This is a genomic window from Bradyrhizobium sp. Gha (assembly GCF_900113735.1).
In the GTDB taxonomy this organism is placed as follows: domain Bacteria; phylum Pseudomonadota; class Alphaproteobacteria; order Rhizobiales; family Xanthobacteraceae; genus Bradyrhizobium.
In genome coordinates this window covers 18,406-43,809 of sequence record NZ_FOQM01000009.1, presented here as the reverse complement: position 1 = coordinate 43,809, position 25,404 = coordinate 18,406, and the positions used below count along the sequence as shown (strand labels likewise).

Annotated in this window: 23 protein-coding genes and 1 pseudogene; 12 read left to right on the top strand and 12 right to left on the bottom strand. The window is 64.6% G+C overall.

What is annotated here, in order from left to right; genetic code table 11:
• Window positions 1-6 precede the first annotated feature (6 nt).
• Together BM222_RS14180 and BM222_RS14175 are read left to right on the top strand one after the other, a co-directional pair.
• Window positions 7-486, top strand: a complete 480-nt coding sequence (locus BM222_RS14180; protein WP_092228857.1) for a nucleoside deaminase — start codon at window positions 7-9, stop codon at window positions 484-486.
• A 343-nt stretch (window positions 487-829) separates the two neighbouring features.
• Window positions 830-1,351 (top strand): REP-associated tyrosine transposase, encoded by a 522-nt coding sequence (locus BM222_RS14175; protein WP_092228856.1) that lies wholly within the window; start codon window positions 830-832, stop codon window positions 1,349-1,351.
• Between the two features lie 204 nt (window positions 1,352-1,555).
• On the opposite strand, the gene BM222_RS14170 is transcribed toward BM222_RS14175, so the two are convergent.
• On the bottom strand, window positions 1,556-2,662 hold the full coding sequence (locus tag BM222_RS14170) for a hypothetical protein (protein WP_092228855.1): 1,107 nt from the start codon (window positions 2,660-2,662) through the stop codon (window positions 1,556-1,558).
• A 563-nt stretch (window positions 2,663-3,225) separates the two neighbouring features.
• On the opposite strand from BM222_RS14170, the gene BM222_RS14165 reads away from it, so the two are divergent.
• From BM222_RS14165 to BM222_RS14150, 4 genes are all read left to right on the top strand, one after another.
• On the top strand, window positions 3,226-4,797 hold the full coding sequence (locus BM222_RS14165) for an ABC transporter ATP-binding protein (protein ID WP_092228854.1): 1,572 nt from the start codon (window positions 3,226-3,228) through the stop codon (window positions 4,795-4,797).
• On the top strand, window positions 4,781-5,872 hold the full coding sequence (locus BM222_RS14160) for an ABC transporter permease (RefSeq protein ID WP_092228853.1): 1,092 nt from the start codon (window positions 4,781-4,783) through the stop codon (window positions 5,870-5,872). Before BM222_RS14165 ends, BM222_RS14160 begins: the two co-directional genes overlap by 17 nt.
• Window positions 5,859-6,776 carry an ABC transporter permease gene (locus tag BM222_RS14155; protein ID WP_092228852.1) on the top strand — a complete coding sequence of 306 codons (918 nt, stop codon included), beginning with the start codon at window positions 5,859-5,861 and terminating at the stop codon, window positions 6,774-6,776. Before BM222_RS14160 ends, BM222_RS14155 begins: the two co-directional genes overlap by 14 nt.
• A 75-nt stretch (window positions 6,777-6,851) precedes the next feature.
• Window positions 6,852-7,928, top strand: a complete 1,077-nt coding sequence (locus BM222_RS14150) for a BMP family ABC transporter substrate-binding protein (protein ID WP_177243227.1) — start codon at window positions 6,852-6,854, stop codon at window positions 7,926-7,928.
• Between the two features lie 103 nt (window positions 7,929-8,031).
• Here BM222_RS14150 and BM222_RS14145 read toward each other — a convergent pair whose 3' ends face one another.
• On the bottom strand, window positions 8,032-9,381 hold the full coding sequence (locus BM222_RS14145; RefSeq protein WP_092228850.1) for an 8-oxoguanine deaminase: 1,350 nt from the start codon (window positions 9,379-9,381) through the stop codon (window positions 8,032-8,034).
• Between the two features lie 164 nt (window positions 9,382-9,545).
• On the opposite strand from BM222_RS14145, the gene BM222_RS14140 reads away from it, so the two are divergent.
• On the top strand, window positions 9,546-10,373 hold the full coding sequence (locus BM222_RS14140; RefSeq protein ID WP_092228965.1) for an FAD binding domain-containing protein: 828 nt from the start codon (window positions 9,546-9,548) through the stop codon (window positions 10,371-10,373).
• A complete protein-coding gene (locus BM222_RS14135) occupies window positions 10,370-13,117 on the top strand; it encodes a molybdopterin-dependent oxidoreductase (RefSeq protein ID WP_092228849.1) in 2,748 nt (915 codons plus the stop codon). The genes BM222_RS14140 and BM222_RS14135 overlap by 4 nt, the downstream gene beginning before the upstream one ends.
• Here the strand turns inward: BM222_RS14135 and uraD are convergent.
• From uraD to BM222_RS43305, 8 genes and pseudogenes are all read right to left on the bottom strand, one after another.
• Complete coding sequence (gene uraD / locus BM222_RS14130; RefSeq protein WP_092228964.1) at window positions 13,093-13,980, bottom strand: 2-oxo-4-hydroxy-4-carboxy-5-ureidoimidazoline decarboxylase; 888 nt, start codon at window positions 13,978-13,980, stop codon at window positions 13,093-13,095. The two genes, BM222_RS14135 and uraD, sit on opposite strands and share 25 nt — an antisense overlap.
• A gap of 7 nt (window positions 13,981-13,987) precedes the next feature.
• Window positions 13,988-14,923 carry an allantoinase PuuE gene (puuE, locus tag BM222_RS14125; protein WP_092228848.1) on the bottom strand — a complete coding sequence of 312 codons (936 nt, stop codon included), beginning with the start codon at window positions 14,921-14,923 and terminating at the stop codon, window positions 13,988-13,990.
• Window positions 14,924-15,337, bottom strand: a complete 414-nt coding sequence (locus tag BM222_RS14120) for a DUF3830 family protein (protein WP_092228847.1) — start codon at window positions 15,335-15,337, stop codon at window positions 14,924-14,926. It lies immediately after the preceding gene.
• 90 nt (window positions 15,338-15,427) lie between these two features.
• Window positions 15,428-15,706, bottom strand: coding sequence for a hypothetical protein (locus BM222_RS14115; protein ID WP_092228846.1), 279 nt, complete (start codon window positions 15,704-15,706; stop codon window positions 15,428-15,430).
• 389 nt (window positions 15,707-16,095) lie between these two features.
• On the bottom strand, window positions 16,096-16,476 hold the full coding sequence (locus tag BM222_RS14110) for a hypothetical protein (protein WP_092228845.1): 381 nt from the start codon (window positions 16,474-16,476) through the stop codon (window positions 16,096-16,098).
• A gap of 195 nt (window positions 16,477-16,671) precedes the next feature.
• Window positions 16,672-18,459, bottom strand: a complete 1,788-nt coding sequence (locus tag BM222_RS14105) for a chloride channel protein (protein ID WP_092228844.1) — start codon at window positions 18,457-18,459, stop codon at window positions 16,672-16,674.
• 12 nt (window positions 18,460-18,471) lie between these two features.
• Window positions 18,472-19,125, bottom strand: a complete 654-nt coding sequence (locus tag BM222_RS14100) for a class II aldolase/adducin family protein (protein WP_177243213.1) — start codon at window positions 19,123-19,125, stop codon at window positions 18,472-18,474.
• Between the two features lie 298 nt (window positions 19,126-19,423).
• Window positions 19,424-19,558 (bottom strand): annotated as a pseudogene (locus BM222_RS43305) (MarC family protein); the annotation flags it as partial.
• 143 nt (window positions 19,559-19,701) lie between these two features.
• On the opposite strand from BM222_RS43305, the gene BM222_RS14090 reads away from it, so the two are divergent.
• The 4 genes from BM222_RS14090 (at window position 19,702) to BM222_RS41050 (ending at window position 23,406) form a co-directional block, all read left to right on the top strand.
• Window positions 19,702-20,271 carry a YciE/YciF ferroxidase family protein gene (locus tag BM222_RS14090; protein ID WP_092228843.1) on the top strand — a complete coding sequence of 190 codons (570 nt, stop codon included), beginning with the start codon at window positions 19,702-19,704 and terminating at the stop codon, window positions 20,269-20,271.
• A 189-nt stretch (window positions 20,272-20,460) separates the two neighbouring features.
• Complete coding sequence (locus BM222_RS14085; protein WP_092228842.1) at window positions 20,461-20,844, top strand: Hsp20/alpha crystallin family protein; 384 nt, start codon at window positions 20,461-20,463, stop codon at window positions 20,842-20,844.
• Between the two features lie 8 nt (window positions 20,845-20,852).
• A complete protein-coding gene (lon, locus tag BM222_RS14080) occupies window positions 20,853-23,246 on the top strand; it encodes an endopeptidase La (RefSeq protein WP_092228841.1) in 2,394 nt (797 codons plus the stop codon).
• A gap of 4 nt (window positions 23,247-23,250) precedes the next feature.
• Window positions 23,251-23,406: a hypothetical protein gene (locus tag BM222_RS41050; protein WP_177243212.1), complete on the top strand. Its 156-nt coding sequence runs from the start codon at window positions 23,251-23,253 to the stop codon at window positions 23,404-23,406.
• Window positions 23,407-23,481: 75 nt separating this feature from the next.
• Here BM222_RS41050 and BM222_RS14075 read toward each other — a convergent pair whose 3' ends face one another.
• Together BM222_RS14075 and BM222_RS14070 are read right to left on the bottom strand one after the other, a co-directional pair.
• Complete coding sequence (locus BM222_RS14075; RefSeq protein ID WP_018320691.1) at window positions 23,482-23,784, bottom strand: HU family DNA-binding protein; 303 nt, start codon at window positions 23,782-23,784, stop codon at window positions 23,482-23,484.
• A 333-nt stretch (window positions 23,785-24,117) separates the two neighbouring features.
• Window positions 24,118-25,350 carry an acetyl-CoA C-acetyltransferase gene (locus BM222_RS14070; protein ID WP_092228840.1) on the bottom strand — a complete coding sequence of 411 codons (1,233 nt, stop codon included), beginning with the start codon at window positions 25,348-25,350 and terminating at the stop codon, window positions 24,118-24,120.
• Window positions 25,351-25,404: the final 54 nt, after the last annotated feature.

Below are 25,404 nucleotides of genomic sequence, written 5' to 3'. Positions count from 1 at the left end.
GGCGCCATGGACGGCCTGAGCGACCAATACTTCCTGCGTCTGTCCTTCGCCGTCGCCCGCCGCTCCTTCACCCACGGCAATCATCCATTCGGCTGCATCGTCGTCGATGCCGACGGAAAGGTGCTGATCGAAGCCGAGAACGGCTACATGCCTGCCCATGACGGCACCGCACATGCCGAGCGCCTCGCGGCAACCCAAGCCTGCCGCACGCTGAGCCGCGAGGTCCTGGCGAAGGCGACGCTGTACTCTTCCGCAGAACCCTGCGCGATGTGTTCGGGCGCAATCTACTGGGCCGGCATCGGCCGCGTGGTCTATGGCCTCAGCGAGCACCGCCTGCGCGGCATCACCGGCAATCATCCGGAGAACCCGACGCTCGACCTGCCCTGCCGCGATGTCTTTGCAAGTGGCCAGCGGCCGACCGAGGTGGTGGGGCCGTTGCTCGAAGACGAGGCCGCAGCGCTGCACGACGGCGTGTGGGCGAAGTAGGTTCTCCAAAAAAATCGAAAACAACCCCATGCACAGTAGAAGCGCGACAGCTCGCCGGCACGAGGTCGCTGCGGAATTTTTTCGTATTTTTCGAATAGCGCTTGATGCGTCGGGCAAAACAGTGGCATGATGCCATCATTGCACATTTGAAAACGCGGCTAGCCGGTCGCCGAAGGCGATGCGTGGAGCCCTGCTGCAGAAAGCCAATCTCCAGGCGGGCAACGGCCAATCGAGCGGCAGTCACTGAAATGATTGTGTCTCACTCAACGGGTGCAGTCCAGCCCGTAGGATGGGTTGAGCCCTTGCGAAACCCATCGCACTTGTTTCGTGGTAACGTCGCGCCATGACCGCGTACCGTCGTAACTTCGTTCAGGGTGGATGCTTTTTCTTCACCGTCAATCTGGCGGAGCGAAAGCTATCGTTGCTGACGGAACATGTCGAGTTGCTGCGTGCGGCGTTTCGGGAGACGCACCGGCGTCATCCATTCACGATCGAGGCCATCGTGGTGTTGCCCGATCACCTTCACACCGTGTGGACGTTGCCCGAAGGTGACGCCGATTTCGCGACGCGCTGGCAGTTGATCAAGTCCGCTTTCTCACGCCGCCTGCCGTCGAACGAACGGATATCCCAAAGCCGCTCGGCCAAGGGTGAACGCGGCGTCTGGCAACGCAGATATTGGGAGCACACCATTCGCGACGAAAACGATTTCGTGCGGCACGTCGACTACGTTCACATCAACCCCGTCAAGCATGGGCTCGTCGACCGGGTGCGCGACTGGGCCGCGTCGTCGTTTCATCGTCACGTGGAGCTGGGCAATTATCCGGCCGATTCGGCGGGCGATTTGTCGGATGATGACCGCGACTAAGGAGAGCGGAGATAGAGTAGCGATGGGTTTCGCAAGGGCTCAACCCATCCTACGGGCTACGGGCAAAGGCGGTCTAGTACCGGCCACACCGTCTCGTGTAGAGTAAAAGTGGTGGGCACGCCCCACCCGGCCGCGGCTCTCCCGAACACGAATGACGCCGCACATCCCTGCGCGACGCCATTCGAGCCTTGAGACCTCGGGCGATCAGAACTTCACAGTGACGCCGCCATAGACCGTGGACTCGGTGCAGCTGTTGGTGCTCTGGCCGGTCGCGGCGACGGTGCAGACACCAGCCATGGCGTTGTGGTCGAGGCCGAACTTGTTCTGCCAATAGCGGTAGGCGACCCAGAGGTCGACGAAGTGCGAGTACTTGTCACCCCAGGCAGCCTTCGACGCGTCGAACGTTAGACGGATCGGCTCGCTGTTCAGCTCGGTCTTGGAGGCGGTTGAGAACCGGCCGATGCCCGAGAGCGCGGGAAGACCGTTCGAATCGCCCTTGGGGCCGTACCAGCCGGCGCGCCCGCTGATCGACCAGAACTGCATGTTCGGCGGCAGGAAACCCAGGTCCATGTAGTAGTTGATTTCGACCGCCCAGGTCGGACGATAGCTGACATTGCCATCCGAATTACAGGTCACGCCGGCAACACCCGCACCGAACAGTCCGCATTGCGTGAACGCGTTGTGATTCAGGAACTCCCAGTACACCAAGGGCGCGACGTCGATGTAGCCCTTGTACGGAAGGTCGAAGGCGAACTGGAGACCGGCGACGACGTCGCGCTTGGCGGGCGCGAGGAAGTTGTTCTCGGTATTGCCGTCCATCCCGACTTCGAACGAAATGTTGTGCAGTGGGCCCGCGGCGAAGGTCTTGGTGTTGAACAACTCATTCCAGCCGAAGGTCGAGCGGAACAGGCCGTAGATCTCGGTCGCGCCAGCGCAGTCGGCGGCGGCGCCGGTGATCGTCACGCCCGGTGCGGTGCAGGGCGAGGCGGGATCATTATGACCCGACTTGAACATCGAGATCGTGAAGAAGTTGGTGCCGTAGGCCCAGGCATCGAAATGGGTGAAGGAATAGACCTGTTTTGCGGTGGTGCCGTTGATGCTGCCATCCGGGCGGGTGCTCCACATGCCGGGGTCGGTGCCCTTCGGCATCCAGGAGAACGACACGCGGTCGTCGATCACCAGGAAGAACGGAAGGTCAGGCGCTTTCTTGGCGGCCTTGACCGGCAAATCCGCCGCGAGAGCCCAGCCACCGTTGGCCAGCGTAGCAAGTGACAGCACCGTTGCTGCCACTGCCTTGAAACGAAACGACATCCTGAATACCCCCAAGTTTGGACACGTAAAAATGAACGTCCCTTGGGCGCGACCCTTGCGCCGAATTCCCGGAGTGAGAAGCCTCAACTTTTTCCAAGGCGTGCCGCAAGTTTCGGCAGCGGCCGACGATTCACAGCGGAAATTCGAGGGTTTTTGCGCATTCGACCGTCGCGCGGAAACGGCGACGCAATGCCGGACATTCCCGGTTGATTTCGTTTGCGTTTTATCTCGGACAACGGGCAGGCCCGGCAACGATTGCGGGCGATTCCGCATTGCATACGCCTGCAGGTACCGCTTTGCTCAACTTCACGGCAAGGCTGCACCGCCGGTTCCGATTTGGTTCGAACCGTCACAAATTTGCAACAGACATCGCTTGCAGAGTGGGTCGCGACCGCTCCCCAACTCCTCCCTGGAGACGATCACGGCCCCGCGGCGCGCCGCGACTCACGGCTACCAGCCCGTGCCGAAGCGTTAAGCAACGGATGACGCTTTTTCACACCTTACGCGGAGGCTTAAACTAGCCCAGTATTGAGGCAATTCGTCCCATGCCAGCGTATCAGCGAATGTTAGATCCGACGCCTAACGGCCCGCATTCCGGCGAGTCCCCGTTGCTCACGACGGTCGGGCTCACCAAGCGCTATGGGGACTTCCTCGCCAACGATTCGATCGACATCGACGTCTGGCCGAACGAAATCCATGCGCTGCTTGGCGAGAACGGTGCCGGCAAGTCGACGTTGGTGAAGGCGATCTATGGACTGATCCAGCCCTCTGCCGGGGAGATCCGCTGGCGGGGCGAACGAATCGTGCTGTCCGGCCCCTCGGAGGCACGCAGCCGCGGCATCGGAATGGTGTTCCAGCATTTCTCGCTGTTCGACAATCTCACCGTCGCCGAGAACGTTGCGCTCGGCCTCGACGGCAGGGAATCCTTCAGGGACATGTCGGCGCGGCTCGAGCAGGTGTCGAAGACCTACGGCCTGCCGCTCGATCCCAAGCGCGAGGTCTGGCAACTGTCGGTCGGCGAGCGCCAGCGGATCGAGATCGTCCGGGCGCTGATGCAGGACCCGAAATTCCTGATCCTGGACGAGCCGACCGCGGTACTGACGCCGCAGGAGGCCGACCAGCTCTTCGTCGTGCTGGAGCGCCTCAAGGCCGAAGGCCGCGCCATCCTCTACATCAGCCACAAGCTCGAAGAGGTGAAGCGGCTCTGCGACACCGCGACAATCCTGCGTGGCGGCAGGAAGATCCAGACCTGCAATCCCAGGCGCGAGACCGCCGCCTCGCTCGCACGCATGATGGTCGGCGGCGAGATCAGGGAAGTGAAGGCAGCCGCCGGCCGTCAGACCACGATCCCGCGGCTGGTCGTCAACGATCTATCGCTCCCGCCCGACGAGCCACACGGGATTCGGCTCGAGCATATCTCGTTCGAGCTGAAGGGCGGCGAGATCCTCGGCATCGCCGGCGTCGCCGGTAACGGCCAGGATGAATTGTTCGCAGCACTGTCCGGCGAGCGGCTGTCGAACGATCCCGGTACGGTGGTGATCGAAGGCATCGCCGCCGGCCATCTCTCGATCACCAAGCGCCGCAAGCTCGGTGCCGCCTTCGTACCCGAAGAGCGGCTCGGCCACGGCACCGCGCCCCGCATGAAGCTGTCCGAGAACGCGCTGCTCACCGGCCACGCCGCCAGCGGCATGGTCCATCACGGCTTCATCGACACGGCAGCGACGCTGCAGACCGTGGACAAGGCGACCGAGACGTTCGACGTTCGCAAGGCCAAGCGCGATCCGGAAGCGGCATCCCTCTCCGGCGGTAATCTGCAAAAATTCATCGTCGGCCGCGAGATCCTGCGCAGTCCGGCCGTGCTGGTGGTCAGCCAGCCCACCTGGGGCGTCGATGCCGGTGCTGCCGCCGTCATCCGCCAGGCACTGCTTGATCTCGCGAGCGCAGGCGCGGCGGTGCTCGTGACCAGCCAGGATCTCGACGAGCTCGCCGAGATCGCCGACCGCATCGCCGTGATGTTCCATGGCCGGCTATCGGCTCCGCTCGCGGCAAGCGAAGCGACGCGCGAGAAGCTCGGCCTGCTCATGGGCGGCAGCAGCCTCGAGCCGAGGGAGGCCGCGCATGCAGTTGGTGCTTGAGAAGCGCACTGAGCGCTCCAACACGATCGCGCTGGTCTCGCCGTTGATAGCGATCGGCCTGACGATCGTGACCATGACCATCCTGTTCGCGATCCTCGGCAAGAATCCGCTACTGGCCTTGCAGGCCTATTTCGTCGCGCCCCTGACCGACGGCTATTCGCTCCAGGAGATCGCGGTGAAAGCGACGCCGCTGGTGATGATCGCGATCGGACTGTCACTCTGCTATCTCGCGAACGCCTGGAACATCGGCGCGGAAGGCCAATTCCTGATCGGAGCGGTTGCCGGAAGCTGGATTGCGGTGAAGACTCAAGGCACCGACGCCGGCGCCTGGGTTCTCCCGGTGATGCTCGTGCTCGCGGCTGCCGCCGGCGCGCTCTATGCGCTGATCCCGGCGATCTGCAAGGTGAAGTTCGGCGCCAGCGAGATCCTGACCAGCCTGATGCTGGTCTATGTCGCCGACCTTCTGCTGGACTATCTCGTCCGCGGTCCCTGGCGCGACCCGAACGGCTTCAACTTCCCGACCACGGCCGATTTCGATCCGGTCGCAACGGTGCCGGTGCTGATCGAGGGGGGCCGACTGCACCTCGGCTCGATCATCGCGCTGCTGGTCGTCGCCGCGGCCGCCATCCTGCTCGGGCGCACGATCAAGGGTTTCGAGATACGCGTGGTGGGCGCCGCCCCGCGCGCGGCGCGGTTCGGCGGCTTCAACGCCAATCAACTGATCATCCTGACCTTCGCGGTGTCGGGCGCGCTGGCCGGCCTCGCCGGCATCATCGAGGTCGCGGGCCCGGTCGGACATCTCCAGCCCGGCATCTCGCCGGGCTACGGTTTCACCGCGATCATCGTCGCCTTCCTCGGCCGGTTGAATCCGGTTGGAATATTAATTGCAGGCCTTTTTCTCGCACTGACCTTTATCGGCGGTGAGCAGGCGCAGATCGCAATGAAGATTCCGTTGGATGTCACCAAGGTATTCCAGGGCATTTTGCTGTTCTACGTGCTCGCCTGCGATTCCCTCATCCTCTACCGCTTCAAGCTCGTCTTCCCGAACCGTCAGGTGGCCCGTGGAGCTGGTTGAAGCCATCATCCTGTCGGTGCTCGCCGCATCGACGCCGCTCCTGATCGCGGCAACCGGCGAGCTCGTGACCGAGCGCTCCGGCGTGCTCAACCTCGGCGTCGAGGGCATGATGATCGTCGGCGCCGCCTGCGGCTTTGGTGGCGCGTGGCTCACCGGATCAATTTTCATCGGCGCACTGTTCGGCATCGTCGCCGGAATACTGATGTCGCTGATCTTCGCGCTGATGGCGCTCGGGCTTGCCGTCAACCAAGTCGCAACCGGCCTCGCACTCACGATCTTCGGCGTCGGCCTGTCCGGACTGATTGGCGCCGGCTTCGTCGGCGAACGCATCTCGCCGGCGGCGCATCTCACCATTCCCGGCCTTACCGAGATTCCGCTGATCGGCCATGTGCTGTTCGGCGAAGACGGCTTCGTCTATTTTTCCATCGCGCTCATCATCGGGGCCTGGTGGTTCCTGTATCGAACACGCGCGGGATTGATCCTTCGCGCCTGCGGCGACAACCACGTCTCCGCACATGCGCTCGGCTATCCCGTGCTGCGCATTCGCACCTTCGCCGTCATGTTCGGCGGCGCCTGCGCCGGGCTGGCGGGCGCTTATCTGCCGCTCGCCTACACACCGTTCTTCATTCCGGGCATGACCGCCGGCCGCGGCTGGATTGCGCTGGCTCTGGTCGTGTTCGCGTCCTGGCGGCCGGGTCGCCTCGTGGTCGGCGCCTATCTGTTCGGCGCGGTGACGATCCTGCAACTGCATGCGCAAGGTTTTGGCGTCGGCATTCCCTCGCAATTCATGTCGGCGCTGCCGTACCTCGCGACCGTCATCGTGCTGGTCCTGCTCTCCCGTGCGCGCACCGGCGGCTCGACCGCCCCGGCCGCGCTTGGCACCGTGTTCGTGCCTGACCGCTGATTTCGTTTTCGCAGCGTGCGCGATGGGGCGCGCATGTTGCGGATTGTAGCTTCCCCTGATGCTTGGAGATTGATGATGAGGAAACCACTTCTTGCGCTCGCTGCCGGCCTTCTGCTTGCCGGAAGCCTCAGCGCAGCGTCCGCCGCCGACAAGCTGAAAGTCGGATTCATTTACCTTGGCCCGATCGGCGACCTCGGCTGGACCTACCAGCATGAGCTGGCCCGCCAGGCGCTGGTGAAAGAGCTCGGCGACAAGATCGAGACCACCTATCTCGAAAACGTCCCCGAAGGTCCCGACGCCGAGCGCGCCATCGAGCAACTCGTCCGTGCCGGCAACAAGCTGATCTTCACGACCTCGTTCGGCTACATGGACCCGACACTGAAGGTCGCCAAGAAATACCCGAACGTGCATTTCGAGCACGCGACGGGCTACAAGCGCGACAAGAACATGTCGACGTACTCGTCGAAATGGTATCAGGGCCGCTACATTCAAGGCCTGATCGCGGCCAAGATGTCGAAATCGGGCGTGCTCGGCTATATCGGCTCGTTCCCGATTCCGGAGGTCGTCTCCGGGATCAACGCGACGATGATCGCGGCGCAGACCATCAACCCGAACATCAAGGTCAAGATCATCTGGGCCAACACCTGGTTCGACCCGGGCAAGGAGGCCGACGCCGCCAAGGCGCTCATCGACCAGGGCGCCGACGTGATCATGCAGCACACGGATTCGCCCGCCGCCATGCAGATCGCCAGCGAGCGCGGCAAGCTCGCTTTCGGCCAGGACTCCGAGATGATCAAGTTCGGGCCCAAGACACAGCTGACCTCGATCCTCGACACCTGGGGCCCCTATTATATCGAACGCGTCAAGGCCGAGCTCGACGGCACGTGGAAGTCCGAGGACACCTGGGGCGGCCTCGACAGCCACATGTTCGCGATGGCGCCCTATACCAACATGCCTGACGACGTGAAAAAGATCGCCGAGGATGCCCAGGCGGCCATCACTGCCGGCACTCTGCATCCGTTCAAGTGCCCGGTTGTTGGGCAAGATGGCAAGGAGATCGAGTGCAAGGGGGGCGCCAATCTCGCCGACGGCCAGATCCTCGGCATGAATTTCTACGTCAAGGGCATCGATGACAAGCTGCCGGGCAAGTAGCACGCTTCTTGCTTTCACCAAATGACCTGCTCCTCCCGGAGGAGGTTCGGAGGGGGTGGCCAGAAGCACCCGGCACTTGTGGTCGCCCCCTCCTGCTATTTTCCTATCCCGCCTGCATCGCCCGCGCCGCGGCGCTATGCCGGCGGATCAGATCCGCGACGTCCAGTCCCGGAAGCGCGCCGTCGATCACGGCCCATTTCCCCGCCACCATCACCCGATCGGCGCGATGCGCCCCGCACAACACCAGTGCCGCCAGCGGATCGCCATGACCGGAGAAGCGCAGCTCGTCGAGCTTGAACAGCGCCAGGTCGGCCGCCTTGCCGACCGCGATCTCGCCGAGTTCCGGACGGCCGACGCAAGCCGCCGAGCCCTTGGTGGCCCAGCGCAGCGCATCCTTGTGGCTGACATTGCTCACGCCATAGCGGGCGCGCTGCAGCAGGAAGGCGGCGCGCACCTCCTGCATCAGGTTCGATCCGTCATTGGAGGCCGAGCCGTCGACACCGATGCCAATGCCGACGCCAGCCTCTTCCATCTCGCACACCGGACAGCAGCCGGAGGCCAGCAGCTGATTGCTGCACGCGCAATGGCTGATGGTGGTCCTGGCCCTGCCGAGGCGCTTCATCTCCTCAGTGTTGAAAAAGATGCCGTGGGCGAGCCAGGTCCGCGCATTGAGCCAGCCGCATTGCTCGAGATAGTCGAGCGGGCGGCAGCCGTACATCTGCTGGCAAAATTTGTTCTCGTCCTCGGTCTCGGCGAGATGGGTGTGCAGCCGGACGTCGAGCTTGTCGGCGAGAGCGGCGGTGGCGCGCATCAGCGACGTCGTCACCGAGAACGGCGAGCAAGGGGCGAGCGCAATCTGCACCATCGCATCCGGGCCGCGCTGGTGGTGCTTGGCGACGACGCGCGCGCTGTCGGCCATGATGGTGTCCTCGTCCTGCACGACGCTGTCAGGCGGCAGGCCGCCGTCGCGCTGCGACAGGTTCATCGAGCCGCGCGTCAGCAGCACGCGCATGCCGAGCCGTTTTGCGACGCCGACCTCGATGTCGACGGACTCCTCTAACCCCGCCGGGAAGACATAGTGATGATCCGTCGTCGTGGTGCAGCCCGAGAGCAGCAGCTCCGACATCGCGACGGTCACGCCGAGCTCCAGCGATTCGGGCGTCAGCTTGGCCCACACCGGATAGAGCGCCTGAAGCCAGGGAAACAGCTCGCGGTCCATCGCCGCCGGCAGCGCCCGCGTCAGCGTCTGATAAAAATGATGGTGGGTGTTGATGAGACCCGGCAGCACGACGTGTCCGCCCGCATCGAACACGGTGACGTCTGCGGTTGCAGGCCTCCCGCCTGTGGGCACGAGTTCAACGATACGGCCATCGCTCACGACGATCCCGTGCCCTGCACCATCGGCGAGGATCGCGAGGGGATCCCTGATCCAGATCGGCTTTGCGTCACTCATGCGCCTGCTTCCCCCGACATCCGCTGACGACAGGCCTGCAAGGCAGGGGCCAGCCCGAGAGCGCGATGACCGCGACTCGTTGTGCCACTTCTTGTTGCCACTTGGCGCTGGTCTTGCAAGACTTTCCCTTCAGTCAAATCACCGGCGCAGGCATTATCGCGGCCATGGACTTGAATACCATCACAGCGGTCTCCCATCCGCAAACGCGCTCCGAACTGCCCATTTGGACGCCGGGTGATGCCTGGCTCGCCGGCGGCACCTGGTTGTTCTCGGAACCGCAGACCCACCTCACGCGGCTCGTCGATCTCACCGATCTGAAATGGCCGGCGCTGGCGATCACGAGCAGCCACCTCGGCATCGCCGCCACCTGCACGATCTCGCAACTCGATGCGCTCGCCTGTCCGGCCGAGTGGCTGGCGGCACCGCTGATCGGCCAATGCTGCCGCGCCTTTCTCGCATCCTTCAAGATCTGGAAGACGGCGACGGTCGGCGGCAATCTCTGCATGTCGCTGCCGGCCGGGCCGATGATCTCGCTCACCTCGGCGCTCGACGGCGTCTGCACCATCTGGAAGGCCAGCGGCGGCGAGCAGCGGATTCCCGTCGTCGAGTTCGTCACCGGCAATCAGCGCAATCGCCTGTCCGCGGGCGACTTGCTGCGACAGATCGATATTCCGATCGCCGCGCTGAAGCGCCGCTCCGCCTTTCGCCAGATCTCGCTTGCGCCGGTCGGCCGCTCCGCGGCTCTTCTGATCGGAAGTCTCGACAGCAATGGCGCGCTGAAGCTGACCGTCACCGCGTCGACTGTCCGCCCGATCCAGATCTCGTTTCCTGGGCCGACCGATGCGAGCGCGCTTCGCGCTGCGATCGCCGAGGAGATCACCGACGATCTCTATCATACCGACATTCACGGCAAGCCACTCTGGCGCAAGCACATGACGCTGCGGCTTGCCGAGGAGATCCGTGCCGAGCTCCTGGGATCAACGTCACCATGAGCTTCGAGATCAACGGCACGAATTTTCCGCAAGCGCCGCGCGCCGGCCAATGCCTGCGCACGTTCTTGCGCGAACTCGGACATTTCGGGGTGAAGAAAGGCTGCGACGCCGGCGATTGCGGGGCCTGCACCGTGCTGATCGATGGCGAGCCCGTGCATAGCTGCCTGATCCCCGCGTTTCGTGCGGAGGGACGCGCCATCACCACGATCGAAGGTTTCGGTGGCGAGGACGGTATGCACCCGATGCAGCAGGCCTTCCTCGAGGCGCAGGGCTTCCAATGCGGCTTCTGCACCGCCGGCATGATCCTCACCTGTGCCGCCCTGAACCAGGCCCAGCGCACCGATCTTGGCGCCGCGCTGAAGGGCAACATCTGTCGCTGCACCGGCTATCGTTCGATCGAGGACGCGATCGACGGCAACACCAATATCGAGGAGCGCGTCGAAGCCGGCGGTGCGTTCGGCCGCAGCCTGCCGGCGCCTGCCGGCCCCGACATCGTCCGCGGCACCGCGCATTATACCTTCGACACCGAGATCGACGGCCTGCTGCATATCAAGCTGCTGCGCTCGCCGCATCCGCACGCCAGGATCGTTTCGATCGACAGATCGGCGGCGATGGCTGTAGCAGGCGTGCACGCCATCCTGACGCATGAAGATGCGCCTTCGATGTTGTTCTCGACGGCGCGGCACGAGAAGGACTGGATGGACCCCGCGGACACCCGCATTCTCGACGATGTCGTCCGCTTCGTCGGCCAGAAGGTCGCGGCTGTCGTCGCTGACAGCGAAGGCGCCGCCGAGGAGGCCTGCCGCCTGCTGAAGGTCGTCTACGAGATCTTGCCCGCGTTGATCGACCCGGAGCAGGCGATGATGCCGGGCGCGCCGCTCGTCCATCCTGACAGGACCAGCGCGAACCGCGTCGCCGACGCCCAGCGCAATCTCGTCGCGGAGATACACGGCGAGTTCGGCGATGTCGCTTCGGCGCTGGCTGCATCCGCCGTCACCTTCGCTGCGACTTTCCACAGCCAACGCGTACAGCATGCGGCGCTCGAGACCCATGGCGGACTTGCCTGGCTCGATGAGGCTGGCGTGCTCAACGTCCGCACCTCGACACAGGTCCCGTTCCTGACCCGGCGCGCGCTCTCGAACATCTTCGAGCTTCCCATGGACAAGGTCCGCGTGTTCTGCGAGCGCGTCGGCGGTGGTTTTGGCGGCAAGCAGGAGATGTTCGTCGAGGACATCCTGGCGCTGGCGGCGCTGAAGACCCGGCGCCCCGTCAAGCTCGAGCTCACCCGCGAGGAGCAGTTCATCGCGACCTCGACGCGGCATCCGATGCGGGTCCACATCAAGGCCGGCGCCAATGCCGACGGGAAGCTCACGGCATTGCAACTCGACGTGCTCTCCAACACGGGCGCCTACGGCAATCACGGTCCGTCCGTGATGTTCCACGCGGTATCGGAATCCATCGCCGTCTACAATTGCCCGAACAAGCGCGTCGACGGCTTCGCCGTCTACACCAACACGGTGCCCGCAGGCGCGTTTCGCGGCTATGGCCTGCCGCAAGCCCTGATCGCGGTCGAGGCCGCCATCGACGAACTGGCGAAGCAGCTCGGCATCAGCCCCTATGACATGCGCCGCCGCAATATCGTCAGGCCCGGCGATCCCATGCTGTCGCCACCGGCGTCCGATGATCACGATGTGCTCTATGGTTCCTACGGTCTCGACCAGTGCATCGACCTCGTCGAGCGCGCGATGCAGGCCGATATCGAGCAGCCCGAATTGTCGCCGGAATGGCTGACCGGCGATGGCATTGCGCTGAGCATGATCGACACCGTGCCGCCCGCCGGGCACATTGCCGATGCGACCGTCGCGCTCAACGACGACGGCGGCTTCGATCTCACCGTCGGCACCGCCGAGTTCGGCAACGGCACCAGCACCGTGCACCGGCAGATCGCCGCGACCGTGCTGGCGACCACCGTCGACAGGATTCGCCTGCGCCAGTCCGACACGGCCCATGGCGGCCACGACACCGGCGCTTACGGCAGCACCGGTACGTTCGTGGCCGGCAAGGCGACCCAGGCCGCGGCCATGCAGCTTGCGGAAGAGTTGAAGGCGGCGGCCGCCGGCGCGTGGCTCTGCGATGCCACGAGCTGCACGCTCGAAGCCGAATTCGTCGTCAGCGGCATGCGGCGAATGTCGTTTGCCGAGCTGGCGAAGCTCGCGCGCGAGACCGGTCGTCCGCTCGCGGCCCAAGGCAATTCCGCGGGAACGCCACGTTCCGTCGGCTTCAACGTGCATGGCTTTCGCGTCGCCGTGAACACCGGCACCGGCGAGCTCAGGATTCTCAAGAGCGTGCAGGCCGCCGACGCCGGCATCGTGGCCAATCCCATGCAGTGTCGCGGTCAGGTCGAGGGCGGCGTTGCCCAAGCCCTCGGGGCGGCCCTCTATGAGGAGATGGTGGTCGACGCAGGCGGCCGCGTCGCCAATCCCAAATTCCGCGACTATCATCTGCCGTCCTTCGCGGACGTGCCGCGTACGGAAGTGTTGTTCGCCGAGACCTCAGACACGATCGGACCGTTGGGCGCGAAGTCGATGAGCGAGAGCCCGTATAACCCCGTCGCCGCCGCGCTCGGCAACGCGATCACCGATGCCACCGGCATCCGCTTCACCGCGCCGCCGTTCAAGCCGGATCGGCTGTTTCCGGCGCTGCACGACAAGTTCGGCGATCAGCTCCCCCGATACGTCGAGTAGCTCCACGGCGTGACCAGCAGCGGCACGTGATAGTGTCCCTCAGGCTCGCTGATCGCGAACCGCAGCGGGATCTCGTCGAGGAAGGGCGGATCGGGGAGCTGCACGTTACGCTCGGCGTAGTACCTGGCGACGTTGAAGCGGAGCTCGTAGCGGCCGATCGGCAGCGGACGGCCGCCGATCAGGGGCTGGTCGGTGCGGCCATCCGCATTGGTGACCGCACGCGCGATGACGCGGCTCTCGCCGAGCGCGGCGAGCTCGACCAACTCGACGGCAATCCCGAGCGCGGGCTTGCCGCCGTGATTGTCCAGCACATGGGTCGAGAGCCGGCCGTGCACCTTCAAGTGGTCGTCGGCGATGACGAGCTGATCGAGCCGCAGCGCCGAGATGCGGCCGATCTCCTCGATCGCGCGACGCGTCTCGGTCTTGGCAATATTGCGCAAGCGCGTCTCGAAATCACGCAGAATGGAATCCTTGGTGTGACGCCGAACGCAAACGATATAGGGGATGCCAAACTTGTCGCGGTAGGCATTATTGACGCGCTCGAACGCCGAATATTCGGCCTCCGACAAGCGATCGAGGCCCGCGCTGTTCTGCTCGTCGGTCGATTCCGCCGTCAGGCCGGCTGCGCGCTGCGTCTTGTTGGCGAGATCGGGATGCGCCCGGATCAGTTCCAGCTGCACGTCAGGTTCGGCAGCCTGGATCGCCGCCATCAGCTGGGCATGCAGCTGGTTGATGCCGGCAAACGGCCGCTGCGCCGCGAGCTGCTCGGCAATCCAAGGCGAATATTCGACGACATTGGCGAGGGCGGCGACGAAATCCGCCTGGCTTGCGGCGTTCAGCTCGGCGAGCGGGATCTGCGACATCGCGCTGTCACCGAATCTCGAATGCATCAGTGGCAAGATGCGCGTGCTTGCCATGCCAATGCTGCGCGATCTCCAACCGCGTCGGCACCCAGACCCGCTCGTGCTTGCCGATATAGTCGAGGAAGCGGATCAGGCCCGCGGCGCGGCCCGGCCTGCCGGCGAGGCGGCAGTGCAAGCCCACCGACATCATCTTCGGCGCGGTCTCACCTTCGGCATAGAGCACGTCGAAGGCGTCCTTCAGATAGGTGTAGAACTGCTCGCCTTCGGCAAAGCCCTGCGGATTGATGAACCGCATGTCATTGGCGTCCAAGGTATAGGGAATGATGAGCTGCTTGCCCTTCGCACCCTTCACCCAATAAGGCAGATCGTCGGCATAGGAATCGCAGAGATAGAGGAAGCCGCCCTCCTCCATCAACAGCCTGTTGGTATTGATCGAGGAGCGCCCGGTGTACCAGCCGAGCGGGCGCGAGCCGGTGGCCTCGGTATGGACTCGGATCGACTCGGCAATCTCGGCGCGCTCCTGCGCTTCCGTCATGTCCTTGTGCTCGATCCATTTCAGGCTGTGGCTCGCGATGTCCCAGCCGGATTCGTTCATCGCAGCGACGATCTCCGGATTGCGCCTCAGCGCGGTGGCGACACCGAACACGGTGACCGGCCATTTGCGCTCGCCGAACGTCCGCCACAGCCGCCAGAAGCCGGCGCGCGAGCCATATTCGAACATGGATTCGACGTTGGCGTGACGCTGGCCCGGCCACGGCTGCGCGCCCAGCACGTCCGACAGGAACGCTTCCGAGGCGCGGTCGCCGTGCAAGACATTGTTCTCGCCGCCTTCCTCGAAATTGACGACGAACTGCACCGCAACGCGCGCGTTACCGGGCCATTGCGGGTGGGGTGGATTACGGCCGTAGCCGCGAAGATCGCGCGGGTAGCTTGTATCGGTCACTCAGACTTCCTCGAAACGAATCGGTAGCGCGCCATTCCACAACACGCTCTTGCCCAACGTCACCAGATTCTCCAGACCGGAGGTCACCGTGATGAAATGATTGCCGGCGAGTTGGCCCATCTTGCTTGCGAAGCGGACACCGCCATAGGCGAGCAATATCTCGGTCTCGCTGATGCCGCCGGGATAGAGGATGATCTGGCCCGGCGCGGGATAGCTGGTGTGGTTCTCATAGCCAACGCCGAAGTCGAGATCGCCGAGCGGCATCCAGACGCCTTCGCCACTCCAGCGCACATGGATGATGTGGCTCTCGAACGGCAGCGCCTTGCGGAACGCGGCAACGGTCTTGGGCGCCGCCTGCTCTTCGAAGCGGGCGTCGAACGTGAAATCGCCGGCGCGGATAACGAGCTTGCTCATCTGATCTTCTCAGCGGCGGGGGCATGCCCCGCGGGGAACTTGCAAGCAAAGAGCATTCCGGCGGGCTTCGCGCAAGTGGCGCAGAACGGCTTACCTGCGGTCGTAAGACCAGCCGAATATGCCGCTCCGCTGCGTCTCCGGCTCGGCGGCGGCCGCCGGTGCGGGAGCCTCCTTTAGTTCCGCCTGTGCCGCGGCCGGCGGCGGGGCCGGCAGGTTCTCGCATTTCATGGAATAGACCAGCTTGCCGTCCGCGGTGCGCCCGATCGGAGCGCAGGGGTCGGGACGCGCCGCCGAGGCCTTGGGAGCAGGTTTCACCTGCGCCGCAGCCGGCACGGCGGTCAAAAGCAGGATCAGCAGATATTTCGACATCGTTTGTGCCTGGAACTCGGTTGGCCCATTCAACCGGATTGGAGCGGGCAAGTCCACCGGCGAGCTTGCGATACGCGACTGCCGAATGTTTAGCCGGCACTGCTTTTGTCAGTGCGAGCGAAGCGAGGCAATGACGGAGCGTGGGGCGGCAACTACACTGTTTCGGCCTCATTTTGAATTGCAGACACACCATCGCGTCCTCGCGGCGCAATTCGCCCGAGCTTTGCTTGGGTCACTCCACGCTCTCGGCAGGGAAGGCCGGGTGCCGACCTCGCACCCGCGCTCCGCCGCGCGAGATGTAGCGCAGGTAAAGTGGAATATTTCCGCCGGAGGACGTTGACAGAGCGCGACACAGGGGGCAGCGGCCGCGCGGCCAGCCACGGCAGCGGTCAGTACGGATAGTAGCGCGGTCCACCGTAATAGCCGTAACCGGGACCGTAATAACCCGGACCGCCATCATAGTAATTGTCGTAGTACTCCTGCCGACGGCTCTCGGCGATCGCGCCTCCGATCAGGCCGGCGGCGACGCCCATGAAGGCAAGGCCCGCCGCGCTCGGTCCGCGACGGTAGTGATGATGATGGCGGCGCGCTGCGCCGAAATCGGTCACTGCGGACGAGCCGTGACCTGTCATTGCGGCCGGCGTGGCCTTGACCGGCGCCGGGGACGCTGCAGCCGAAGGCGATAGGGGCGCCATCACCAGGGCGAGACTGGCGAACACCGCCAGCATGGCGCGGCGGCCAATTCCCGAATGCGCGGACCTGTCATTCATCTGAATGCCCTCTGCTCGCACCAAACAAGAGACATGGAAGCAACACGTAATTCACGAAGCACCGAAATGTTTCGCGATCGCGGCAATCTGCCACGGTTTGAAGGATTGCAAACCCTCTGGGTGCGATAGCTCCAGTGCTTCCACAGCACGTCACCTGCAGCCGGGAGGTCGAAACGCCGGTCCGGGACTTGCGGTTTAGGACAATGCGCCCAGCACGCCGCGCGTGGCCTTGTCGATTTCCTCGACATAGCGGCGGCGGGCAAAGTTCTCGGTCAGGAAGCCGACCACCTTGCGGCTGTCGGTGGAATCGACCACCGCCAGCATTTCGGCCTCGGCCTCGTCGAACACGGCCATCGCGCTCTTCACGTTCATTTCCGGGATCAGCACGATTTCGGTCAGGCGCGCGAGCTCGATGACCTGGATGTCGTCGGCGATGGTGTCGAGGTCGCTGGAGAACAGATCGGGCAGCAGGACGAGGCCGACATATTCGTCAGCATTGTTGACGATGACGATGCCGGGCCGCGACCCCAGCGCGAATTCCCGTCGTGTCGCCGCGATCGTGGTGCTCGACGGCACCTTGCCGACGTCCGAGCGCATCAGGCGCTCGACGGTGAGGTTGCGCAGCCAGCCGACGTCGTTGGCGCTGCGGATGGTTTCGCCGCGCAGATGCAGGCGCCAGGTCGAGAAGGAGTGGCCGAACATGAATCGGACGCAGATCGAGGTGACGATGCAGCCGGCGAGCACCACGGCGGTGACGTCGACATTGCGGGTCATCTCGAGCACGAGGAACGACATCGTCAGGGGACCCCCGACGATTGCGACGCCGAGCGTGGCCATGCCGGTCAGCATCGCCACAAGCGGATCGATCACGAAGTTCGGGCTGATCAGGAGCAGCACCGCGGAGAAGAATTTTCCGATCAGGCTTCCGACGAACAGCGAGGCGAAGAACAGACCACCACGGAAGCCCGAGGCCAGCGAGATCAGGCAGGCCGTCACCTTCAGCGCAATGATGGTCGCGACCAGGCCGATCGTCATCTCATGGAAGAGGTCGAGCACCATGGCGCCGTGGCCGGCCGCCAGCACCTGCGGCGTGACAAGCGCGAAGCTGCCGACGATGAGGCCGCCGAACACCGGACGCAGCCAGACCGGCAGCCATTTGAACAGGCGCTCGAACATCGGCGAGGAGCGCATCACGGCGATGCCGACGCCGCTGGTGATGAGCGCAAGCCCGATCAGCGCCAGATATTGCTCGACGCCGACGGCGCTGACCTTCGGTATTTCGATCGAGTACGGCGCGCCGCCGAGCCATTGCGCGGTCAGCGCGCCGGCGAGCGAGGCCGCCAAAATCGGCGCCGCGCTGCCGACCGAATAGACCCCGACGATCAGCTCGCAGGCGTAGAACGCGCCGGTAATCGGCGCGCCGAACGCCGCCGCGATCGCCGCCGCGGCGCCGCAGCCGACGATGAGGCGGAGGTCGTTGCGGCGGAGGTTGAAGAACTTCCCGAACAGCGAGGCGATGCCCGAGCCGATCTGGGTGTAACCGGCCTCGAGACCGACCGAGGCGCCGCAGCCGTTCGAGATCAGGGTCTGGCTCGACACCACCACGCTGTCGCGCATCGACAGATTGCCGCCGCGCAGCGCATTGGCCTCGATCGGGTCGACCGCGCTCGACAGCTTCAGCCGTCGCCGCCACCATTCCATCACGCCGAGCGCGAGGCCGCCCAGCGCGGGCGCGATCATCGCCGCCCAGGGACTGACATAGGCGTTGGCCGAGAGGCGCACGTCGATCGGAATGCCGTAGATCACGACATGGGCGATCTGCGCGATCTCGGCCATCAGCGTCACGATCGCGCCGGCCAGCGTCCCGATCACGAGCGCCAGCGGGATCAGGTAGAACTCGTTGCTGCGCAGGAGCGCGCGCAGCCGCACCATGGTGCGGTTGGTCCCCTTGCGATCGACGAGATATCTGATCCGCGCAAACACCGTCTGCCCGCCCTACCCTTCCGACAGGCCGTAGCCGGCCATGCGCTGGCGGACGCGCTCGATCTCGGCGCTCGAGAGCAGCGGCGGTTTGCCGATCTGGAGGCAGCCGTGATATTGCCGGGCCAGCGTCTCGACCTCGACGGCAAGCCACATTGCCTTGTCGAGCGTCTTGCCGAGCGCGATCATGCCGTGATGGTCGAGCAGGCAGGCGAGCCGGCCCTCCAGCGCATGCACCGCATGCCGGGACAGTTCCACTGTCCCGAAAGTGGCATAGGGCGCGCAGCGGATGCTGTCGCCGCCGGCGGCTGCGATCATGTAGTGCACCGGCGGAATCTCCATGCCCATGATCGCCAGGATGGTGCAATAGGTCGGATGCGCGTGGACGACGGCGTCGACGTCGGCGCGCGCCTTCAGGATGTCGAGATGGAAGCGCCACTCGCTGGACGGTTTCTGATCGGGCGCGTGCGAGCCGTCCATCGCCATGAACACGATCTGGTCCGGCGTCATGGCGTCATAGGGCAGGCTGGTGGGCGTGATCAGGAGCCCCTCGCCGAAACGCACGCTGATGTTGCCTGAGGTGCCCTGGTTGATGCCGAGCGCATTCATGCGGCGGCAGGCGTCGATGATGGCCTGTCTCTTCTCGAGCTCGTCCGATGTGATCGACATCTCGATTTTACCTCGGCCTTCTTGCGACGGGAGTTTGTTAGACCCGAAGTACGTCAAAGCAATATGGCAGCGCAAGCGAAAGCGGACCGGTTCGGGCGCCGGCTTGCCGGAAGGCCCGCAAACCCAAGAAATTGATCGTAAAATCAATAGATTAAAAGATCGTCGCAGCCCTCTGACAGGCGCGCCCGAACGGCCGCGATTCCGCTGATCACGAACTGCACCGAATTGGCCGCAAGAGCCCGCGACAGCACGGCCTTCCCGGTGCGTCCCAGCGTCCGCGCGATCAGGTGGGCCGAGGCGGGGCGCGCAGAGCCACCGTCCGCTTGATCGCCTCGGGCATGCCCCTGGTCGCCGCCAGGAAGGCCGGCGCAAGGCCGACGGGATCGACCACCAGCAGCAGCGTGACGAAGGCGGACAGGGCGAAGTCGAGCATCGGGGGGCGTCTCGGCAGGCGTGAACGGCCAGCCAGAGCGGCTCGCGAGGGCCTTCGCGAGGAACATTTGCAGACGCTGGCTCTTGATCGCGTGTGGATTGAGGAAGGGCGTGCCTTCCCGTGTCACCTCATGAGGAGGATTTATGGCTAAGAAAGCAAAGAAACGCGCATCCAAGAAAAAGACCGCATCGCGCCGTCCGCGTCAGGCGCCCAAGATGCTGAGTGATCTGTTTCTGGAAACGTTGAAGGACATCTATTTCGCCGAGAACAAGATCATCAAGACGCTTCCCAAGATGGCCAAGGCCGCGCATTCGAAGGACCTTGCGGCCGCCTTCAACAAGCACCTGCGGGAGACGCAGGGCCAGGTCAAACGGCTCGAGCAGATCTTCAGAATGCTGGACAAGCCGGCGCGCGGCAAGCCGTGCGAGGCGATCAACGGCATTACCGACGAGGGTGCCGAGATCATGAAGGACTTCAAGAACGCCCCTGCCCTCGATGCCGGCCTCCTCGCAGCGGCGCAGGCCGTCGAGCATTACGAGATCTCCCGTTACGGCACGCTCCGCACCTGGGCCGAGGAGCTCGGCATGCCAGACGCCGCGAGGCTGCTTCAGGAGACGCTGGATGAGGAAGAGGCGACCGACCATACGCTGTCGGAGCTCGCCACTTCGGTGATCAACCTCGAGGCGGAGGCCGAGTATCGCGAGGCCGCCTGATCCCCCCGCATCTCGCCCAATCATTGCCATCGACGCCGCGGAATATCTTTCGCGGCGTCGATACGTCTGACCGCAAGGGCCTCCGCTGCTTCGAGGGCCAGGCATGCTCCATACGCGCGATGCTGGAATTCGCGGGAACCATCCCCATATCCCCGTTTTCCAACCGCAGCGCCTCCCCCGAGTTTTGCCATGCAACCGAAAAACCCCTTCGACTGGATGCTGTCCGAAGCCCTGGACCAGCTGACCCGCGGCGAGCGCATGCGGCAGCAGTTCGGCCGCCAGGAGGCCTGCTGGGAGCCACCGATCGACGTGCTCGAGACCGAGCATGAGCTCCTGATCCTGGTCGCGCTTCCCGGCGTCAATCCTGACAATGTCGAGACGGTAATCCAGGACGGCGTCCTCATCATCTCCGGCCAGCGCACGCTGCCGCCGGAGCTTCGCAACGCCCGCATCCACCGGCTCGAGCTGCCGCAGGGGCGTTTTGAGCGCCGCATCGCGTTGCCCCTTGGCCGCTATGCCATCAGCCGCTTCGTCATGGACGGCTGCGTCGCACTGCGCCTCGCCAAATCCTGAGGTCGATCATGGCCACCGAACAGATGAATAACGAACCGACGAATTCCCAAAACGGTGCTGGCGTGAAGATTCCCGAAGACGCACTGATCATCATCCCCGTGCGCGAAATGGTGCTGTTTCCCGGTGCCATCGCGCCGATCGCGATCGGCCGGGCGAAGTCCATCGCCGCCGCACAGCAGGCGCTGCGCGAGCAGCGACCGGTCGGCATCGTCCTGCAGCGCAGCCCCGCAATCGAGGAGCCCGGCCCGGACGATCTCTATCGGGTCGCGACGATCGCCAACATCGTGCGCTACATCACCGCACCCGACGGCACGCATCACATCGTCTGCCAGGGCGTGCAGCGCGCGCGCATCCTCGACTTCCTGCCGGGCACGCCGTTCCCGGCTGCGCGCATCCAGCAGATCCCCGAGCCGACCACGTCCTCCCCCGAGATCGAGGCGCGGGCGCTGAACCTGCAGCGCCAAGCCGTCGAGGCCATCGAGCTGCTGCCGCAGGCGCCGCCCGAGCTGACCGCGATGTTCCAGAACACCAGCGCGCCCGGCGCGCTGGCGGATCTGGCGACCTCGTTCATGGACATCAAGCCGCAGGACAAGCAGGAGGTGTTGGAAACCATCGACCTCGCTCTGCGCGTCGAGAAGGTGTCGAAGCACCTGGCCGAACGGCTGGAGGTGCTGCGCATCAGCAACGAAATCGGCCAGCAGACCCGCGCCAGCTTCGACGAGCGGCAGCGCGAGGCGATCCTGCGCGAGCAGATGGCGACCATTCAACGCCAGCTCGGCGAAGGCGACGGCAAGGCCGCCGAAGTCGCCGAGCTGACGGCTGCGATCGCCAAGGCCAACATGCCGCCGGAAGCGGATGCGCATGCCAGGAAGGAGCTGCGCCGCTACGAGCGGATGCCGGAGGCTGCGGGCGAAGCCGGCATGGTCCGCACCTATCTGGACTGGCTGATCGAGCTGCCCTGGGCGCTGCCGGCGGAGAAGCCGATCGACATCAAGGAAGCGCGCCGCATCCTGGATGCGGATCACTTTGGCCTGGAGAAGATCAAGAGCCGGATCATCGAATATCTTGCGGTGCGCAAGCTCGCTCCGCAGGGCAAAGCCCCGATCCTGTGCTTCGTCGGCCCGCCCGGCGTCGGCAAGACCTCGCTCGGACAATCCATCGCGCGCGCGATGGATCGCCCCTTCGTGCGCGTCAGCCTCGGCGGCGTGCATGACGAGGCCGAGATCCGCGGTCACCGGCGCACCTATATCGGCGCGCTGCCGGGCAACATCATCCAGGGCATCAAGAAGGCAGGCAGCCGCAACTGCGTCATGATGCTCGACGAGATCGACAAGATGGGCCGCGGCGTGCAGGGCGATCCCTCTGCCGCCATGCTGGAGGTGCTCGACCCCGAGCAGAACGGGACGTTCCGGGACAATTACCTGGCCGTGCCGTTCGACCTGTCGCGCGTGGTCTTCATCGCGACCGCGAACATGCTGGACCAGATTCCGGGTCCGCTGCTGGACCGCATGGAGCTGATCAGCCTCGCCGGTTACACCGAAGAGGAGAAGCTGGAGATCGCCCGGCGCTACCTGGTGCGGCGGCAGCTGGAGGCCAACGGCCTGACGGCCGAGCAGGCCGAGATCGAGCCGGAGGCACTGAAGCTGGTCGTCAAGGGTTACACCCGCGAGGCCGGCGTGCGTAACCTCGAGCGCGAGATCGGCAAGGTGTTCCGCCATGCCGCCGTGCGGGTCGCCGAAGGCACGACTGCGAAAGTCGTCGTGACGGCAAAGGACATCGCCGATGTGCTGGGCCAGCCGCGCTTCGAAGGCGAGATCGCGCAGCGCACCAGCATTCCGGGCGTGGCTACCGGCCTTGCCTGGACGCCTGTGGGCGGCGACATCCTGTTCATCGAGGCCTCGCGCGTCCCCGGCCGCGGCGGCATGATCCTGACCGGCCAGCTCGGCGAGGTCATGCGCGAGAGCGTGCAGGCGGCACTGACGCTGGTGAAGAGCAAAGCGACGCAACTCGGCATCGATCCCCAGCTGTTCGAGAAGAGCGACATCCACGTTCACGTGCCGGCGGGTGCGACCCCGAAGGACGGTCCGAGCGCGGGCGTGGCAATGTTCACGGCGCTGACGTCCCTGCTCACCAATCGCACGGTGCGCAGCGACACGGCGATGACCGGCGAGATCTCGCTGCGCGGGCTGGTGCTGCCGGTCGGCGGCATCAAGGAGAAGGTGGTGGCTGCGGCCGCCGCCGGCCTGAAGCGGGTGATGCTGCCGGCGCGCAACAAGCGCGACTATGACGACATCCCGAAGAGCGCGCGGGACAACCTCGAATTCATCTGGCTGGAGCGCGTCGACGAGGCCATCGCCGCAGCGCTCGAGCCTGTCGAAGCCAACGTGGAAGCGGCGGAGTGATGCAATGAAAAAATTGCTGGAAGAGGCGAAGCGATCGCGGACAACGCAGCGGCTGCGCCAGCTGCTTGGTCGTGCCATCGACCGGGTGCGCGATGCGCTCGCAGGACCCGAGCCACGGCTTGCGCCGATCCCGGTTCGGGCCAGGCGCCGCAAGGGCTGAACCCCTCCGCTCCAGCCCCCGCAGTCACTTCGTCAAACCAAAAGGCCCCCTCTCCGCGAGGGGGCCTTTGCGTTATCAGCCCACAGCGTCCTTGGCGGCCTTGACCGGGCGGGCGCGGACGATCTTCCGGGCCGGCTTGGCCTTGAACATCATCTCTTCACCCGTGAACGGGTTGGTGCCCTTGCGCGCCTTGGTCGCGGGCTTCTTGATGACCACGAACTTGGCAAAGCCCGGCACCAGGAACAGGCCGTTCTTCTTGAGCTCCTTGTGGCCGACGTCGGTCAGCGTCTCCATGACGTTCTTGACGTCGCGCTTGGAAAGCTCGGTGGCGGTCGCAATCTTTTCGATCAACTGCGATTTCGACATTTGGGTTGGCATCGTGTCTCCTCTGATTCGTTGCCGGTTGCATATTAGACCAACCGGCGAAGGCCTATAGCCCTCTGCACAGTTTTGTCGCGGTTTTACGGGCTTTTTTGGCCCCCTGCGACAAAAACCCCTGCATTTTAGCGGCTTCCAGAGCGGAAGATGCCTCGGGCAGCGGTTTTTGCCTTGTTTCAAAGGCCCGCAAGCAGCCTTGCTAAAGCTGATTCGAGGCTTTCGACAAGCGACCACCGGCCTCTTTGCCGGAGGGGAAGCGCGATTCACCCTGAAAAATAAGGCTGGATCGTCGCTCTGCGGCGTTTCTCCCTGCCTTTTACGGGCTGCGGCGAGTTATATGCGCTCGATGATGATAGCCGGCGCCATGCCGCCTGCGGCGCACATGGTGACGAGACCGCGCTTGAGGTCGCGCCGTTCGAGCTCATCGAGCATGGTGCCGATCAGGATCGAACCGGTCGCGCCGATGGGATGGCCGAGCGCGATCGAGCCGCCGTTGACGTTGACCTTGGCGCGGTCGAGCTTGAGATCCCGGATGTATTTTTCCGCGACCACGGCAAAGGCCTCGTTGATCTCGAACAGATCGATGTCGTCGATGGTGAGCCCGGCCTTCGCCAGCACCTTGCGCGTCGCCGGCACCGGAGCGTTCAGCATCAGGGTCGGCGAGTCCCCCATATTGGCCATCGCGACGACGCGCGCCCGCGGCTTCAGGCCGTGCGCCCTGGCGTAAGATGGCGACGCCAACAGGATTGCCGCCGCGCCATCGACGACGCCGGACGAATTGCCGGCGTGATGCATGAACTCGATGTTGAGGTCCGGATATTTTTGCAGGATCAGGCCACGATAGGTCGTGCCCTGGTCGTCCAGCGCATAGTCGGCGAGCGCGGCGAATGCCGGCTTCAGCGCCGCGAGACCTTCCATCGTGGTCTGCGGCCGAGGATATTCCTCGCGGTCGAGCGCGAGGCTGCCATCCTCGCGATGAACAGGCACGAGGCTCTTCTTGAAATGACCACCGGCGATCGCCTGTGCGGCGCGCTGCTGGCTTTCGACGCCGAGCGCATCGACGTCCTGCCGCGTGATGCCTTCCAGCGTCGCGATCGCGTCGGCGCAGACGCCCTGATGCGACTGCGGATGCCGCGCACGCAGGCGCAGATTGCCGGAGTCCATCATCATCGGACCTCCGCCGCGACGTCCTTCCATCGACATCATCTCGCACCCGCCGGCGATGACGAGGTCTTCTGCGCCGGCCATGATCGAGGAGGCCGCCATGTTGACGCTGGTGATGCCGGAGCCGCAAAAGCGATCGAGCGTCACGGCGCTGGCGCGCACGTCATAGCCGGCATCGAGTGCCGACATGCGGCCGAGATCGCCGCCTTGCGTCGCAACCTGCGCGCTGCAGCCCCAGACGATGTCGTCGACATCGGCCGTGTTGACACCGGTCCGGTCGGCGAGCGCGCGCAACACAGTGGCACCCAACTGCTGCGGATGAATGCCTGACAGGGCTCCCTTGCCGGCCTTGCCGACACCGCGCGGCGTACGGCAGGCATCGATGATCAGCGCGTCGGTCATGGGCGTGTCCTCTGGTTATGAGTGTTGAGGGCGGTTTTGAATCAGGGGGAGAGT